This window comes from Metabacillus flavus, assembly GCF_018283675.1.
Taxonomy (GTDB): domain Bacteria; phylum Bacillota; class Bacilli; order Bacillales; family Bacillaceae; genus Metabacillus_B; species Metabacillus_B flavus.
The window spans coordinates 3807248-3822502 of the sequence record NZ_JAGVRK010000001.1 but is presented as its reverse complement, the minus strand read 5'-3'; the positions used below and the strand labels follow the sequence as shown (position 1 = coordinate 3822502).

Sequence of the window (15255 nt, the reverse complement as noted above, 5' to 3'; positions counted from 1 at the left end):
GTTCACACCTCTACAATGAAAGTAGATATTGAATACGTTTTCAATGAATAATTTTTATAGAATGTCAGGTGGGTGACGTATGCATACACAGTTAATTAATCAATTTAATGAAGTATTCGGCAAAGGTACAGAACCGAGAGTCTTCTTTGCCCCAGGAAGAGTGAATTTAATAGGTGAACATACGGATTATAACGGCGGCCACGTGTTTCCCTGTGCACTTAATGTAGGGACGTATTGCTTGGTTAGAGAGAGAAGCGATCAAATGATGCGTATGTATTCGCTGAACTTTGAAGATAATGGCATGATCGAATTTCAGGCGGATGATCTCCTATATAAGAAGGAGCATGATTGGGCGAATTATCCGAAGGGTGTCCTGAAGGAGTTCAGTCTGAGGGGAATCCAGATGAATCATGGACTGGATGTTCTGTTTTACGGCAACATTCCGAATGGCGCAGGCCTGTCCTCTTCCGCTTCCATCGAACTGGCTTCTGCTGTCATGATAAATGAGCTCACAAGATCAACGATTGATAGATTAGAGCTTGTCAAAATGAGCCAGCATGCAGAAAATGAATTTATCGGTGTCAGCTGCGGCATAATGGATCAGTTCGCGATTGGGATGGGGAAAAAGGACGCTGCAGTTCTGCTAAACTGCCAAACTCTTGAATATCAGTACAGCCCGCTGGAGCTGAAGGATTCTGTTCTCGTGATCTCCAATACAGGGAAACGAAGAACGCTCGCAGATTCTAAATACAATGAGCGCCGCGCAGAATGCGAGCGTGCGCTGAAAAATCTGCAAACGAGGCTTGATATCCATTCACTTGGAGACTTAACAGCAGAAGAATTTGAAGAAAATCAGCATCTCATTGAAAACGAAACAGACCGCAAAAGAGCAAAACATGCGGTGCTTGAAAACATCCGTACATTACAGGCAGTTAAGAAGCTGCATGATGGAGATGAAGAGGGATTCGGACAATTAATGAATGATTCCCATTTATCTTTAAGGGATGACTATGAAGTAACCGGGAAAGAACTCGATGCCATGGTGGAAATCGCATGGAAACAGCCGGGTGTAATCGGCTCCAGAATGACTGGAGCAGGATTCGGAGGGTGCACCGTCAGCATTGTTCGGAAATCAGCTGTCGAAAAATTTATTTCAGAGGCCGGCGCTGCCTATAAAAAAGAAATAGGGCTTACCCCTGAGTTTTATGTAGTTGAGGTTGGTGAAGGAGCACGTGAAATCACTCATATTTGAGGAGGAAAAGACATGTCAATTTTAGTTTGCGGCGGAGCGGGTTACATTGGAAGCCATGCAGTATCAGAGCTGTTGGATCGCGGGGAAAAGGTGATCGTAGCAGACAGTCTGCAAAAAGGGCATATTGAAGCCGTTTTAGAAGGTGCGAAGCTCTATACAGGCGACTTGAGAGACGAGGCTTTCCTAAGAAAGCTTTTTGAAGAGAATGAAATTGAGGCGGTTATGCACTTTGCGGCAGACTCCTTAGTTGGAGAAAGCGTTGAGGATCCATTGAAATATTACGATAACAATGTGTATGGCGCCCTGTCCCTTTTAAAGGTTATGAAGGAATTTGGCGTAAAAAAGATTGTTTTCTCTTCAACAGCAGCGGCTTACGGGGAGGCAAAAAATATTCCAATCCAGGAAACCGAGCCGACCGAACCGACGAATCCATATGGAGAAACGAAGCTTGCGATTGAAAAAATGCTGAAGTGGTCAGAGCAGGCGTACGGACTAAATTATATGGTTCTTCGCTACTTTAATGTTGCGGGTGCCCATATGGATGGAAAGCTTGGCGAAGACCATCAGCCGGAAACACACCTCATTCCAATTATTCTTCAAGTAGCGCTTGGGCAGCGCGACAAAATCATGATTTTCGGAGATGACTATGCTACACCGGACGGTACATGCATCAGGGACTACATTCATGTGACCGATCTTGCTGACGCTCATTTGCTTGCCCTTGATTCTTTAAGAAAACAGCGTGTGAGCGGTACGTATAATCTCGGAAATGGAAATGGCTTTTCAGTGAAGGAAGTCATCGATGTGGCTCGCCAGGTAACGGGACATCCGATACCGGCAGAGGTTGCTCCAAGACGGGCAGGAGATCCGGCCAGACTTGTGGCGTCCTCTGAAAAAGTGATGCAGGAGCTTGGATGGAAGCCGAAATATGCCGATCTTCATACAATCATTGAAAGTGCTTGGAATTGGTTTCAAAAGAATCCAAAAGGCTACTAAAGTCTTCAGCTATTCAATAGGGAGGGAATGTCATGGCAAATCCAATTTACACTCACCTGGAGGAACTGCTTCAATTCGGAATTGAGAGAAAGCTCGTTTCAAAATGGGATTTGGATCTCGTAAGAAATAAGCTTTTTGAAGTACTTGGTTTAAACGGGGAAAAAACAGAAGCGTCCTTAGGTGAGGTTCCGGACACCCCGGTGCCTATCCTGCAGAAAATCCTCGATTGGGCAGCTGAAAACGGAAGGCTTGAAGCGGACTCTGTGACCTATCGGGATTTGCTTGATACGAAGCTGATGGGCTGTCTGACTCCATCCCAGTCTGAAGTAATCCGCAGATTCCGGGAAACGGCAGCAAGGGAAGGAATCGAAGCTGCGACAGACGCGTTCTATCAGTCATCTCAGGATGTTCATTACATCCGGACCGACCGCATTGCGAAAAATCAGCATTGGTATTCGAAAACTCCTTACGGGAAAATGGAAATCACTATTAATTTATCTAAGCCTGAAAAGGATCCAAAAGCGATTGCGGCCGCTAAAAATCTAGCGGACAGCAGCTATCCGGAATGCTTGCTCTGCAAGGAAAATACCGGGTATGCGGGAAGACTGAATCATCCCGCCAGGCAAAATCACAGGATTATTCCTGTGGCGCTTAATCGGGAAGAATGGTATCTGCAGTATTCTCCTTATGTTTACTATAACGAGCATTGCATAGTGCTTTCGGGAGAGCACAAACCAATGCGTATTTCAAAAGAAACTTTTGTGAGGCTCCTGGATTTCACAGATGAGTATCCTCATTATTTTCTTGGCTCAAACGCAGATCTTCCAATTGTCGGCGGATCGATTCTCAGTCATGATCATTTTCAGGGAGGCCGTCACGACTTTCCGATGGCGAAAGCGGAAATGGAAAAGACGTTTTCCTTTCCTGGATACCCTGGGATTAAAGCGGGAATCGTCAAATGGCCGATGTCTGTGCTGAGGCTTCAAGGGACGGATAAAGGAGAGCTTGTCCGGGCTGCGGAATATTTGCTCAACGAGTGGAAGGGTTATTCCGATCCGGATGCTGACGTCATTTCTGCAACAGGGGATGAACCGCATAATACGATTACACCGATCGCACGGCGAAGGGGAGGACTATTTGAGCTTGATCTTGTTCTCCGCAACAACCGGACGAGTGACGAGCATCCAATGGGGATCTTCCATCCTCATCAGGAGGTTCATCATATTAAGAAAGAAAACATAGGACTGATTGAAGTGATGGGGCTGGCCGTTCTGCCGGGCAGGCTGACGGAGGAAATGCAGAAGCTTGCGGAGCTGCTGCCCTCTGAATTCGCAGCAGAGCAAATCACTCAGCATCCGGAACTCAAGCAGCACCTTGAATGGGCTCTGGAAATTAAGGAGCGCTGCAGCGTGACAAGCGAAAACAGCTATGCGGTTCTGCAGGAGGAATTAGGCAGAGTATTTGCAGTCATCCTTGAGCACGCGGGTGTTTTCAAACGAAATGAAAAAGGAATAGCTGCATTCACAGCATTTATTGAAAAAACGGGGGGAGTTCCCGCCTTACTATAAGCAGACTGGAGTGTTGGAGTATGTATATCGGAGTGGATTACTACCCTGAGCAATGGCCTGAAACAAGATGGCCGGAGGATGTCAGGCTCATGAAGGAGCTTGGCGTCAACGTGGTAAGGCTTGCCGAATTTGGCTGGCAGCTGATGGAGCCGGAGGAAGGCCGCTGCGATTTTTCTCTTTATGACCGGGCGATTAAGCTGCTGACTGAAAGCGGAATCAAGGTGGTGCTTGGTACACCGACTGCGACGCCGCCGGCATGGCTCATTCAAAAGCACCCGGAAATTCTGCCGACAGATGAGAATGGGGTCCAGATCTCTTTTGGGGCAAGAAGGCATTACACGGTGAACAGCCGGATTTTCCGTGAATACACAAAGAAGATTGTAACTGAGATGGCAAAGCATTACGGACAGCATCCGGACGTAATCGGCTGGCAGACCGATAACGAATACGGACATGAAAAATCGGACCGCAGCTATGGAGAGGAAGACCGCAAAGCCTTCCAGACGTGGCTTGAGAAAAAATACGGAACGCTCGATCAGCTGAACGAAAACTGGGGCACTGTTTTCTGGAGTCAAACGTACACTGACTGGTCTCAAATTCCGGTTCCGCGCAAGGTTCTCCAGGAACACAATCCAAGCCTGCTGCTTGATTTCGACCGCTTTTGCGCGGATGCTTACACAAGCTACAACAAGCTTCAAACAGATTGCTTAAGAGCCAATATCAGCAAGGATCAGTTTTTAACCCATAACTTTGTGTATACGGATCAAGCGATCAATCAATGGGATATGGCTGAGGATTTGGATTATGTTTCGTACGACAACTACCCTGTTTGGGGCGGACTCGCAGAACCAGTGTCTCCGTCAGCAATTGCCCATCAGCACGACCTGTGCCGGGGAACGAAAAACGGAAAAGGCTATTGGGTAATGGAAGAACTCTCCGGTGCACAGGGCTGGAGTAAAATCGGCTACCTTCCGAGACCTGGTCATATTAAGCTATGGACCTATCAGGCAATCTCAAGAGGAGCAGAAGCGATTGTTTATTTCAGGTGGCGTGCGGCCCATTTTGGAACAGAGGAATTTTGCCATGGAATTCTGGATCATGATGGCATTCCTAAACGAAAATACAACGAAGTAAAGGAAGTCATTGATTCGCTGAAGGAACACGGCGATGATTGGATCGCTTCAAAATATGAAGCACAGGCAGCGGTTTACTATGATACAGAAAATGCCTGGGCGTGGAACATTCAGCCTCAAAGCAGCGCGTTCTCTCACCGTCAGGAGCTTTTAAGGCATTATACACCTGCACACAAGCTCAACGTAGCAACGGATGCCGTGAACAGCCGCAGCAGCCTCGAAGGATACAAGGCTGTATTTGTCCCAATCTATTTCCTTGAAAATCCGGTTTTCACTGAAAAACTGAAACGCTATGCAGAAAACGGGGGAACCGTCGTATTCAGCTACCGTTCAGGTGTAAAAAAACCGAACAATTTTGTTACAGGCCAAACCCTGCCTGGAGAGCTGACAGAAATGACGGGGATTACGATTAATGAATATGAATCTCTGCAAACCGGCCAGCAAAATAAGGTGAATGGGGTAAAAGGAAGTCTTAGCGGATTAGAGTCCGCTGCGACGGTATGGTGTGACCTGATTGACCCTGTGACAGCTGAAGTGCTTGCTGAATATGATGACTGCTTCTATAAAGGCACAGCTGCTGTTACAAAAAACAAGTATGGCAAAGGAACGGTCTATTATATCGGTACCGCCCTTGAAGAAACCATGCTGACAGCCCTGTACAAAGAAATCTTCCAAGAGGCTGGAGCTGAAGTGATTGAAACGGAAAAAGAGGTTGAAGTGGTTCGCCGCGAAAAATTCCTGAGTGCCATGAATCACTCCGTCGATCATCCAGCAGAAATCGCCCTTCCGGAAGGAAATTATATCGATTGTGCAACAAATGAAAAAATAAAAGGCACTCTTAAACTGGCACCGCTTGCTTCTGTATTGCTAAAAAAAGAATAAGAGAATTGCCGCTTCTGCAGAGAAGCGGTTTTTTTTTGGTATGAGCAGTATAGCCTGTTTATTATATAAATCGAATAAACAAGGATTATGAAGAGTATGAATAAAGAGTACGAAAATCTGGAGGTGTGAAAAAATTATGAACCTCATCGTATCTATATTAGTGGCATTAGTAATTGGCTGGATTGGTGACTTGCTTGTTAAAAACACCATGCCCGGCGGCATCATCGGTTCAATCATTGCCGGCTTCGCGGGTGCATGGCTCGGAAGTGCACTGCTTGGAGCATGGGGCCCTGAAATTGCAGGATTTTACATTATTCCGGCAATCATCGGTGCCGCCATCGTCGTATTTCTTACAGGTTTAATCTTCAAAGCGACCAGAAGAAGGCCATTGTAAACAAGCTGAATATGCGAGCTGAAAGACTGATCCGTCAGAGGGTTGGTCTTTTTTTATGAATTTAATGATGAAGCCTTTCTAAAAAGGAAATGAATTTAGTGAGTCGGATTCTTCAATGCCCCCCAGTTACATCATCCTTTTCTATAAACTCTTCCCCGGTATGAAAAAAAGCGGACTTTACAATTGTTCTTTTTATTAATAGCTATGTTATAGCATTATGCTGATTTTTTAACACCTGTTGATTGGAGAGGAAGGCATGAGACTCCTGCGGGGGCAGTGGGACAGGCAAGTCCATTTTTGAATCTTTCAAACTACTTAAAGGTAATATAAGGAATCTGAATGAGGTATTTAGAACCATTTATGCGAAATTCAAGGTTTAATAGGTTTTAAAGTAGTATTTAAGAGGAATCTATAGAGTAATAAAACCTAAAGGAGTGTCAATCTTATGAACTTTATCGTATCAATCATTGTAGCATTAGTAATCGGGTGGATCGGAGACCTTCTAGTGAAAGGCTCTATGCCTGGAGGAATTATCGGTTCGATCATCGCAGGTTTTGCAGGCGCTTGGTTAGGTCACGGTCTATTTGGAACATGGGGTCCTGATATTGCAGGATTTGCAATCATTCCTGCCATTATCGGTGCAGCCATCGTTGTATTTATCGTACAGCTCGTTATGAGAAAGATGGGCGGTTCAAGAAGAGCGCACAATCATTAATAATCAGTATCCTGTATAGCAAAACTTACTAATTGAAAGACTAACCCGGCAAAGGGTTAGTCTTCTTTTATGTGCAAAAAATGGCAATAAAATTAATCCTGATATTATTTTTCCTTCGCCAGGATCACGATTCGTCCGTTTGAAAGCTCTTCCTCGTATTTTAAGGATTCATTCTGGCTGACACCAAGCGCAGCCATCTTGGATGTTAATTCCTCTGTTCTTGAACGGAATGCGTTCGCCATTGTATTAAAAAGCCCTTTATCGAGTGTGTTCATTTTGCTCGTATCTGTGTTTTCTGTCAGGTGCTTCGACCGCTCTTCATCCTGAGCGAATAAAAAAATGGAATTTTTGCTGATGCCTTGTTCTTCCAAGTCCTTCACTTTCTCAGTGGCCTGAACACCGTTTTCCACAACAAATAATTTCATGCTTATTTCCTCCTCAAGACTGTGTGATATCAACCTTTACCCTATTCATCAGCTGCAAAAACTAACCGGCTGAAAGGTGATATCAAGCGCAATATATGATTTAATGAAAACATAAGAAACGTAAGTGAGGGATCTCTAAATGAAAATTTCTGTCGTTGTGACCACCTATAACCGTTTATGGGCACTTGCCGAGTTAATGGAATGCCTATTGCGGCAGACTCTGAAGCCGCACGAAATTATTATTGTGAACGATGCAGGTGAACGAGTGGACAGGCTGCAGGAAATGTATCCTGAACTTCCCATTCAAATTCAGCATCTGACGGAAAATGGAGGACACGTTACAGCAAGAAATCTGGGCGTGAGGCAGGCGACAGGAGACGCCATTATGCTGTGCGATGACGATGATCTGCTGATGCCTTCCCATCTGGAGAGAATGTCCCGCTCGCTGGATAAGGCCGACCTCGTGTATTCAGACGCTGAAATTGTCCGGTTTAAATGGCAGCGGTTTATCCGGTTCCCTCAGGAGAGGAGACTGTTTGCCTATCAGTATGATCCGCAGAATATGAAGAGGTTCTCTACTTACGTACCGTCCGGAAGTCTATATAAAAGGAAGCTGCATGAGGAAATTGGCTATTTTGATTTGGATGTCCATAACTATTGGGATTGGGACTTCATTCTCAGAGTCATGAAGAAACATATCGTAAAACGCGTTCCTGTTGCGGGGGTCATTTATTCCTTTGATGGAGAGGGAGACAATCAATCCGCCCAGCTGAACTCAGTAAGAGAAGGATTTTTAAATATCTTTGCAGACAAGCACGATCTGGGAGAGCTTGAGGTTAAGAACTTTTCTACTCTTCTTGAAGAACCGGAAATCAAGAGCCTTGAATCCTCGAGCGAGATTATTTGGGACGGTATGCCAATCGTCTCCAGGCTCGCCCAGGAGAATTCATTAGCCAAATAGCAAGTCGGGGTGATTACATGAAGCAGCTCATAGAGAATGACTGGTGGAATGAATTAGAAGATGTGTTTTCAGCAGAATACTACCATTCACTTAGGGAAAAGCTCAAGCAGGAATACGAAAATGGAACGGTTTATCCGGATCCTTATGAGCTTTTCAACGCCCTGCATCTGACGCCGTTCAGCAGCGTAAGGGCCGTCATCATTGGCCAGGATCCGTATCATGGACCGGGACAGGCCCACGGATTAAGCTTTTCGGTAAAGGAAGGTGTCCGAAAACCGCCCTCCCTGAAAAATATTTATAAAGAATTGGCGGAAGATCTTGGCTGTACAGAACCTGATCACGGTTCCCTCATCAAATGGGCCGAAGAAGGTGTTCTGTTATTAAATACGGTATTATCAGTTCGAAAAGGGGAAGCGAACTCCCATAAGGGTCTCGGATGGGAGCGGTTTACGGATGAAGTCATCCGGAGTTTAAACAATAAAGAAGAGCCTGTCGTTTTTATCCTTTGGGGAAAACATGCGCAGGCAAAAAAAGAGCTTATTGATCTCACGAAGCATACGGTCATTGAATCTCCCCATCCTAGTCCGTTTTCAGCAAACCGCGGGTTCTTCGGCAGCAGGCCATTTTCAAGAACCAATGCATTTTTAAGGGAAAAAGGATTGAGGGAAATCGACTGGTGTATAGAAAAATAGAGTTTTAAGACATAAAAAAAGGCTGGCATTGCGCCAGCCTTTTCTGCATTACTTATACCAGGGATTTTGCCCGCTCATGATCGGTTACAATCAAAAGGATTTTCCCTTGATCTAATTTTTCTTCATAAGCCTCAGCTTCTGCTTCAGAGAAGCCTACTTCTTGAAGTTTTGCGCGAAGCTCGTCGCCTTTTTTGCTGAACATGTTGCCTACTGCGGTGCCAAGACCCATTTCTGAAAGTCCGATTGTGTTGGCATCGGCATTGCCTGCTACACGGTTTGTACGCTCATCATCATGAGAAAGTACGTATAAATCTTTCGGATTTACACCTTGTGCTTTTAATTCCAAAACATCATTTTTCAATGTTTCATCATTTGTATATTCTCTAACTACTGGTTTCATTTCTTGTCGCCTCCTGGTTTTGTTGTCCACTATTCATTTAGCACGAATAAGGATAATTAAAACCTTTGAATAGCCTTTTGGTTCTTTTGGACTATTTATTTTAATGATGTTTGGCTGGTAGATCAAACCGCTTGTGTTAATGAAAAGAATGATGTACTATATGGTAACTAGCTGCATTGTTCGTAATGATAATAAAGTTTTAACCTTTAAGCTGTAATAGGGAGTTTTACATTGAAGCGAAAATGGCAAGCCTTCGTCTATATGACAAGGAGGACGTCATTTAGCGTTTCTGCGAACACCCACTTGGAGAAGTGGTGGTTTAAAACTTTCTTATAATGAGTTACGGCAAAAGCGGCTACTTAATTTAACTTCTAAACCAGCTTCCGATTGCGAGGCTGGTTTTTCATTGATTCCGCGCACCTCTGCATCGTTAAGTTTTTAATGGTAAAATAAAAGAACGCATATAAAGAGAAGGAGGGTCGAAATGGACATTTCAATACACCAGCTTCTGAACAAAATGGAAACCGAGCTTCGAGAAGCGAGAATATCCGATTCCGATCAAGCCATCCGTGAAAAGCTTCTCGTGATTAAAAGCCTTTGCGATGTCGTCCTGGATCAGGAACCGGCACGCTATCCCGAGAAGCCGAAGACCGTATCAGAGAGCGGAGTCAGCGAATATGAGCTTCAGAAAATGATGGGAATATCCAAGCCTCCTTCTCAAAAGTCTCTTGGTACCGGTGAACGTTTAAAAGATGAAGGAGCCAATGGCTCATCCCTGTTTGATTTTTAATAAGCCGTTTTTTCGGCTTTTTTTAATGGAGGAATCCAAGTTATGAAATTGCTATTATCGGCCCTTCAATGGGTGTTCTTTATCATTGCTTCTACGATTGTAGTGCCGATTGCGATCGGCCAGCTTTATCAGCTTGATGGAAGCCAAACGGCTATCCTGATTCAAAGCACGTTATTTGTGCTTGGTCTTGCAGGGTTGATGCAGGTGCTTTTTGGGCACAGACTGCCAATTAATGAAGGGCCGGCTGGACTATGGTGGGGCGTGTATTCCATTTATGCAGGACTTAGCAGCACCCTGTTTGCGAGCTACATAGATACGCTGCAGAACCTGCAGGGCGCCCTTTTGATGAGCGGCGGTTTTTTCCTGCTGTTCGCTCTCTTCGGACTTGTTGATAAATTAGCCAAGCTGTTTACTCCGCTTGTCACAGGGACGTATTTGCTCCTCCTTGTTTTCCAGCTGAGCGGCTCCATTGTGAAAGGTATCATGGGAGTAGGCTACAGAGGCTCAAAGGTGGATCCGGCCGTATTCGCGGCCGCAGCGGCAATCCTGCTTTTCACATTTTTCCTGAGCCGGATGAAGCGGCAATTTTTCAAGCAATATTCCATCTTGATCGGTCTGGTCGCCGGATGGGGAGTTTTTGCTTTGCTCGGCTTAGCCAAGCCGGTTAAAGGGACTTCTGATTGGTTCTCCCTTCCCGTCCTGTTTCCATTTGGGGCGCCTGTTTTCAATGCAGGCATGATTGTCACCGCCTTTTTTATTACCCTGCTGCTGATTGCCAATATGCTGGCGAGCATTAAAGTAGCCGAGCAGGCAGTGAAAGCATTAAACAAGGATGAAAAAGATGAGCATGGACGCGGAAGAAGAGCCGGTATTTTTGCCGGAATCAGCCACGGAATCAGCGGCCTGACGGGAGCGGTTGGGCCTGTCCCGATCTCCGGAGCCGCTGGATTCATCACGACAACCGGAAATGGCGCCCGGCTTCCGTTTATTATAGCCAACCTGCTCGTCATCGCTATGAGTATGATTCCGCTCGTATTAAACCTGTTTGCTGCCCTTCCTGCACCGGTAGGCTTTGCTGTCCAGTTTGTCGTATTCTCCGGAATGATAGGAATGGCTCTCAGGCAGCTGAATGAAACGACAAATAAAGATCGAATGCTCTATACGATGGGGATTGCTTTGCTGACAGGAACCGGAGCGATGTATGTTCCGCCTGATGCATTTGAAGGATTCCCGCCGGTATTGATTTCCATATTCAACAATGGCCTGATTTTAGGAACCAACATCGCGATTATCGTCGATCAGCTGACAATGAGGTTTGGAAAGAAGACGTAACCGTCACAAAACGTTCAATAGAGCGGCAGTTGGAAAGTTGGTACCCGTGGGGTAAGATGAAAAGAGACGATTTCATAACAGGAGCTGGTCGAAATGAAGCTGTTTATTATCCTTGCCGCAGTTAACGCCTTTTTAGCTGTAGCGCTCGGTGCTTTTGGAGCGCACGGATTGGAAGGGAAAATCCCTGAGAAATACATCGCCATCTGGGAAAAAGCGGTCACATATCAGATGTTCCATGCAGGAGGCCTGTTCGTTGCTGCGTTTCTTGCAGACAAAATATCTCAGGCTGGACTGGTCACTTGGGCAGGCTGGATCATGTTCGCAGGAATCATTCTTTTTTCCGGAAGCCTTTATGTGCTGGCTGTTACCCAAATCAGCGTACTTGGCGCGATTACACCGCTTGGGGGACTATGCTTCCTTGCCTCATGGGTCATGATCGTGGTTGCTGCATTTAAATTTCTGTGAATAGGGAAAGGGCGGTGCATTTGGCACCGCCCTTTTTTGAGGTTTGAAATCTGCATTTTGTGCGATCGGCGAGTGCACTGACCCCCGCTCTGATAAAGGACTAAAGCTCCGTCCCCATTCTGTCTAAGCCTTACTCTCCCAAAGGTTTGTCAGGAGCTGTCTTTGGCCCCTTTTGCGGTGAAGCGTTGAGGGTCAGTGCAGTGCACTGACCCCCGCTCTAATAAAGGACTAAAGCTCCGTCCCCATCCTGTCTCCGCCTTACTCTCTCAAAGGGTCGCAAGGAGCTGCCTTTGACCCCGCTTGCGGTGAAGCGTTGAGGGTCAGTGCTACCCGCGCGCGCACCGTTAACGTTACAGTGCCAATCCAACTACTCACCCATTATCGCGGCGAAGAAGCTGTCATTCCAAACGGATATTCATAATTAATCTCTTCATCAAACGTAATGTAATCCAGGTACACCATCAGCAGCAGGAACCGTCTGCCAGTCTGCGGATCACTCAAAATAATGTGATCGCGGCCCGCCGCTTCGATGGTTCCTTTGAAAATCATGGCGTTCCATTCTTTGTTGTTTTCGAACGTCATATAAACAGTGGCTGTTTTTCCGCGATTCAGCCGCAGGATGTTTTCGATATAGGATTCTTCAAGCGGAAGCATGCCGGGTATGCTTTGAGAGGGGGAAGGCTGGGACTGCATAGGCGGAACCTGAAGTCCCTGTCCTTGCTGGCCCTGCATGCCCCCATACCGCCTTGCCCCTGCTGCTGTCCTTGCATACCGCCCATTCCCGGCTGTCCCATTCCGGGCTGTCCCTGTCCTTGCATACCGCCCATTCCGGGCTGTCCCTGTCCTTGCTGCATTTGCCCTTGCCCCTGCTGTCCCTGCATCGCAAACGGATGATAAGCCCGGTAATCATAGGAACCATCGTATCCGGCCTCGTAGCCGTATGCCGGATACGGGTAGGCGTCCTGCTGCTGCTGTCCGCCGTTCCCTTGCTTTTTATTGAATAACATATAAATCCCCCTTTTCACTCATTCTCATAATCTTAGCGCGTCGAATAAACGGAGGCACAGGCTGGCTGGCTCGGGTTGTAAAAGCAGTGTGATTTGTAGCATCCGGAGTTTGCCTGATTGTACCAGGTGCCAGGGCAGTTACCGCCTGGCCTGAAAAACCAGAGGGAGTATTCCCCTGGACGGTATCGGTTGCCGGCAATGACCTTTTTGGCAAGATCGATTTCACTGGAACGTGCTCTTTGATAAAAGTAGCCTCTCTGAGTCGCTTCAAACCCGCCTGGACGCTGAAATATCATTCTTTCAATTGATGAAATTTTTTTGAAATCCAGACAGTCAGCTCTGACCCGGTTTACCCCCGCGTTTCCGACCAGAAGCATGCCTGTCGGGCCGTCTCCTTCACCTTCCGCCCTCATCAGTCTTGCAAGATCTTCAGTTCTTTGACGTTGTAAGGAACAACAGCCATGCCTCCACCCCTAAGAAGAGATTGAAAAAGACTGAACGCTATTCTCATCACACATAGTATGAGAAACGAAGCGGAATTATTCTTTTTTTAAAGAAGGCAAAAAACGATAAATGCCTCATAGGCTAGGATTAAAAGGGGGCGGCTGAAATGATGGGATTTTACAGAAGCGGGAATTCGCTGGCCTACAGACAGGTCAGGGCAAATATGATTACGCTAAGCGAAATTCAATTCATGGGATTGGTTTCGGCTGCACCGGTTTTAACCCTTACCGGAGATGATGGAACGAGCTTTCGGGCGAGAAGCAGCGGCAATGGAAGCTACCGGCTGAGGGGAGACAAATTTCTTAAAACAGGAGTCAGCTACCGAATTGAGGATTTAAATATCGTATCAGCGGTTCCTAAGCTGCTTGAAGCGAAACAAACTGCAGCGAATCAAATCGAAATGGTGTTTGACCGCCCCTGTGAGCCAGCCTCTGCCGTAAAAATGACAAATTACTGGATAAGAGTCAGCCAACCCCGGCCCTTAGGAATCGGAACAATGGCGATGAACGATCGCCTGCTTCCCTCAAACAGCCTGACGCCTCACAATTCGGTAATTGCCCAGACGGATGCAACCAAAATGAGATTTACGATCCTTTTTACACAAAATGCAGTATCAGGTATTGTCCATGAGGTTTTGCCCTGCTTCATTAATGAGGAGGGACATACTGGATACCGCGGGGAAAACTGGGATCATGACAGCCGGAATCAGTTTACCGCACGTTAAAAAAGCTCTTTCCCGTGGGAAAGAGCTTTTCTCATTAAATATGAAAAAATGATGGTACTTTTTCAGCGGAGAGAATATTCCCTACATAGAAGGAACCGAATTCACCGTAGCGCGCGCTGACTTCGTCAAAACGCATTTCATACACTAATTTTTTGAATTGAAGAACGTCATCTGCAAAAAGCGTAACGCCCCACTCATAATCATCGAAGCCGACTGAGCCGGAGATGATTTGCTTTACTTTACCCGCATATTGTCTGCCGATCATGCCGTGGCTTCTCATCAGGCTTTTACGCTCGTCCATCGGAAGCATGTACCAGTTGTCATTGCCCTGACGGCGCTTATCCATTGGATAGAAGCAAACGTGATTTGCTTTCGGAAGCTCCGGATACAATCGTGCCCGGACTTGAGGGTTTTCGTAAGGATCGCCTTCGCCTGCAAGGTAATTGCTTAGCTCGACAACGGACACATAAGAAAAAGCAGGAAGAGTGAATTCAGCAAGACGGGATTTGTTAAACTCCATTTCAATCTCGTTTAATTCCTCCATAGTCGGTCTTAAAATCATCATCATGAAATCTGCTTTTTGTCCGACAATGCTGTAAAGGGCGTGACTGCCTTTTCCTGCTTTCTCAACAGCGCCCCATTTTTCAAGAAGACCTGTAAATTCGCGGACAATCCTTTCGCGCTCATCGCCCGTAAGCATTTTCCATGCTGCCCAATCAAGCGTTCTGAAATCATGGAGACTGTACCAGCCGTCAAGCGTTTGTGCAGCTTCGTTTTTTGGCATTTCGTTCAAGTCCATCCACTCCTATTCTCACTATGTATTCTAACCTAACTATATCATAAATTAACTCTTAGCTCTGTGAATAAAACTTGTAGAAAACAAGGATGATAAAAGATGGAAAAGGGGCACGGATAAAAAGTCATTCAGTTTTGAAAATAAAGAATTATTCACTGATAACGCTGTCATAAAGGGAGATGACTTGAATTTCCTGCTGAGTAAAGTATCCTAAACTAG

At 46.0% G+C, this 15255-nt stretch carries 15 protein-coding genes, 1 other RNA gene and 2 pseudogenes; 13 read left to right on the top strand and 5 right to left on the bottom strand.

The features are described 5' to 3' along the window. Positions 1-79: 79 nt before the first annotated feature. The 6 genes from J9317_RS19480 to J9317_RS19455 all read left to right on the top strand — a co-directional run bounded on the left by J9317_RS19480 (position 80) and on the right by J9317_RS19455 (position 6940). Positions 80-1252, top strand: a complete 1173-nt coding sequence (locus tag J9317_RS19480) for a galactokinase (protein WP_211561689.1) — start codon at positions 80-82, stop codon at positions 1250-1252. Between the two features lie 12 nt (positions 1253-1264). Continuing rightward, the gene (gene galE / locus J9317_RS19475; RefSeq protein WP_211561687.1) at positions 1265-2248 is read left to right on the top strand and encodes a UDP-glucose 4-epimerase GalE; all 984 of its coding nucleotides are present in this window, start codon (positions 1265-1267) and stop codon (positions 2246-2248) included. A gap of 32 nt (positions 2249-2280) precedes the next feature. Next, positions 2281-3816 carry a UDP-glucose--hexose-1-phosphate uridylyltransferase gene (gene galT / locus J9317_RS19470; protein ID WP_211561685.1) on the top strand — a complete coding sequence of 512 codons (1536 nt, stop codon included), beginning with the start codon at positions 2281-2283 and terminating at the stop codon, positions 3814-3816. 20 nt (positions 3817-3836) lie between these two features. Then, entirely contained in the window at positions 3837-5831 is a 1995-nt protein-coding gene (locus J9317_RS19465; protein WP_211561684.1) for a beta-galactosidase, read from the top strand. A gap of 136 nt (positions 5832-5967) precedes the next feature. Then, complete coding sequence (locus J9317_RS19460) at positions 5968-6225, top strand: GlsB/YeaQ/YmgE family stress response membrane protein (RefSeq protein WP_211561682.1); 258 nt, start codon at positions 5968-5970, stop codon at positions 6223-6225. Positions 6226-6670: 445 nt separating this feature from the next. Continuing rightward, positions 6671-6940 (top strand): GlsB/YeaQ/YmgE family stress response membrane protein, encoded by a 270-nt coding sequence (locus J9317_RS19455; protein ID WP_035407930.1) that lies wholly within the window; start codon positions 6671-6673, stop codon positions 6938-6940. Between the two features lie 104 nt (positions 6941-7044). Here J9317_RS19455 and J9317_RS19450 read toward each other — a convergent pair whose 3' ends face one another. Next, a complete protein-coding gene (locus J9317_RS19450; protein WP_211561680.1) occupies positions 7045-7365 on the bottom strand; it encodes a YflT domain-containing protein in 321 nt (106 codons plus the stop codon). Between the two features lie 139 nt (positions 7366-7504). On the opposite strand from J9317_RS19450, the gene J9317_RS19445 reads away from it, so the two are divergent. Together J9317_RS19445 and J9317_RS19440 are read left to right on the top strand one after the other, a co-directional pair. Continuing rightward, positions 7505-8326, top strand: a complete 822-nt coding sequence (locus tag J9317_RS19445; RefSeq protein ID WP_211561678.1) for a glycosyltransferase family 2 protein — start codon at positions 7505-7507, stop codon at positions 8324-8326. 17 nt (positions 8327-8343) lie between these two features. Next, complete coding sequence (locus J9317_RS19440; protein WP_211561673.1) at positions 8344-9018, top strand: uracil-DNA glycosylase; 675 nt, start codon at positions 8344-8346, stop codon at positions 9016-9018. Positions 9019-9070: 52 nt separating this feature from the next. Here the strand turns inward: J9317_RS19440 and J9317_RS19435 are convergent, their stop codons facing one another. Then, positions 9071-9418 (bottom strand): YflT domain-containing protein, encoded by a 348-nt coding sequence (locus J9317_RS19435; RefSeq protein WP_211561672.1) that lies wholly within the window; start codon positions 9416-9418, stop codon positions 9071-9073. 165 nt (positions 9419-9583) lie between these two features. Here J9317_RS19435 and ssrS point away from each other — a divergent pair. From ssrS to J9317_RS19415, 4 genes are all read left to right on the top strand, one after another. Continuing rightward, positions 9584-9780, top strand: a non-coding RNA gene (gene ssrS / locus J9317_RS19430) — 6S RNA. A 122-nt stretch (positions 9781-9902) separates the two neighbouring features. Further along, positions 9903-10208 carry a YwdI family protein gene (locus tag J9317_RS19425; RefSeq protein ID WP_211561671.1) on the top strand — a complete coding sequence of 102 codons (306 nt, stop codon included), beginning with the start codon at positions 9903-9905 and terminating at the stop codon, positions 10206-10208. 42 nt (positions 10209-10250) lie between these two features. After that, positions 10251-11540 carry a purine/pyrimidine permease gene (locus J9317_RS19420; RefSeq protein ID WP_211561670.1) on the top strand — a complete coding sequence of 430 codons (1290 nt, stop codon included), beginning with the start codon at positions 10251-10253 and terminating at the stop codon, positions 11538-11540. Between the two features lie 93 nt (positions 11541-11633). Continuing rightward, complete coding sequence (locus J9317_RS19415; RefSeq protein WP_211561668.1) at positions 11634-12005, top strand: DUF423 domain-containing protein; 372 nt, start codon at positions 11634-11636, stop codon at positions 12003-12005. 378 nt (positions 12006-12383) lie between these two features. Here the strand turns inward: J9317_RS19415 and gerQ are convergent. Together gerQ and J9317_RS19405 are read right to left on the bottom strand one after the other, a co-directional pair. Continuing rightward, positions 12384-12886: pseudogene (gerQ, locus tag J9317_RS19410) on the bottom strand (spore coat protein GerQ). Between the two features lie 158 nt (positions 12887-13044). Next, positions 13045-13475, bottom strand: a pseudogene (locus J9317_RS19405) (cell wall hydrolase). Positions 13476-13622: 147 nt separating this feature from the next. Between J9317_RS19405 and J9317_RS20700 the strand changes: the two are divergent. Further along, the gene (locus J9317_RS20700; protein ID WP_249292253.1) at positions 13623-14240 is read left to right on the top strand and encodes a hypothetical protein; all 618 of its coding nucleotides are present in this window, start codon (positions 13623-13625) and stop codon (positions 14238-14240) included. Between the two features lie 34 nt (positions 14241-14274). On the opposite strand, the gene hemQ is transcribed toward J9317_RS20700, so the two are convergent. Beyond that, positions 14275-15024: a hydrogen peroxide-dependent heme synthase gene (gene hemQ, locus J9317_RS19395; protein ID WP_431190714.1), complete on the bottom strand. Its 750-nt coding sequence runs from the start codon at positions 15022-15024 to the stop codon at positions 14275-14277. Positions 15025-15255 lie beyond the last annotated feature (231 nt).

Coding starts and splice junctions, on each gene's coding strand:
- J9317_RS19480 (WP_211561689.1), top strand. CDS start 80: ATGCATACACAGTTAATTAATCAATTTAATGAAGTATTCGGCAAAGGT.
- galE (WP_211561687.1), top strand. CDS start 1,265: ATGTCAATTTTAGTTTGCGGCGGAGCGGGTTACATTGGAAGCCATGCA.
- galT (WP_211561685.1), top strand. CDS start 2,281: ATGGCAAATCCAATTTACACTCACCTGGAGGAACTGCTTCAATTCGGA.
- J9317_RS19465 (WP_211561684.1), top strand. CDS start 3,837: ATGTATATCGGAGTGGATTACTACCCTGAGCAATGGCCTGAAACAAGA.
- J9317_RS19460 (WP_211561682.1), top strand. CDS start 5,968: ATGAACCTCATCGTATCTATATTAGTGGCATTAGTAATTGGCTGGATT.
- J9317_RS19455 (WP_035407930.1), top strand. CDS start 6,671: ATGAACTTTATCGTATCAATCATTGTAGCATTAGTAATCGGGTGGATC.
- J9317_RS19450 (WP_211561680.1), bottom strand. CDS start 7,365: ATGAAATTATTTGTTGTGGAAAACGGTGTTCAGGCCACTGAGAAAGTG.
- J9317_RS19445 (WP_211561678.1), top strand. CDS start 7,505: ATGAAAATTTCTGTCGTTGTGACCACCTATAACCGTTTATGGGCACTT.
- J9317_RS19440 (WP_211561673.1), top strand. CDS start 8,344: ATGAAGCAGCTCATAGAGAATGACTGGTGGAATGAATTAGAAGATGTG.
- J9317_RS19435 (WP_211561672.1), bottom strand. CDS start 9,418: ATGAAACCAGTAGTTAGAGAATATACAAATGATGAAACATTGAAAAAT.
- J9317_RS19425 (WP_211561671.1), top strand. CDS start 9,903: ATGGACATTTCAATACACCAGCTTCTGAACAAAATGGAAACCGAGCTT.
- J9317_RS19420 (WP_211561670.1), top strand. CDS start 10,251: ATGAAATTGCTATTATCGGCCCTTCAATGGGTGTTCTTTATCATTGCT.
- J9317_RS19415 (WP_211561668.1), top strand. CDS start 11,634: ATGAAGCTGTTTATTATCCTTGCCGCAGTTAACGCCTTTTTAGCTGTA.
- J9317_RS20700 (WP_249292253.1), top strand. CDS start 13,623: ATGATGGGATTTTACAGAAGCGGGAATTCGCTGGCCTACAGACAGGTC.
- hemQ (WP_431190714.1), bottom strand. CDS start 15,024: ATGCCAAAAAACGAAGCTGCACAAACGCTTGACGGCTGGTACAGTCTC.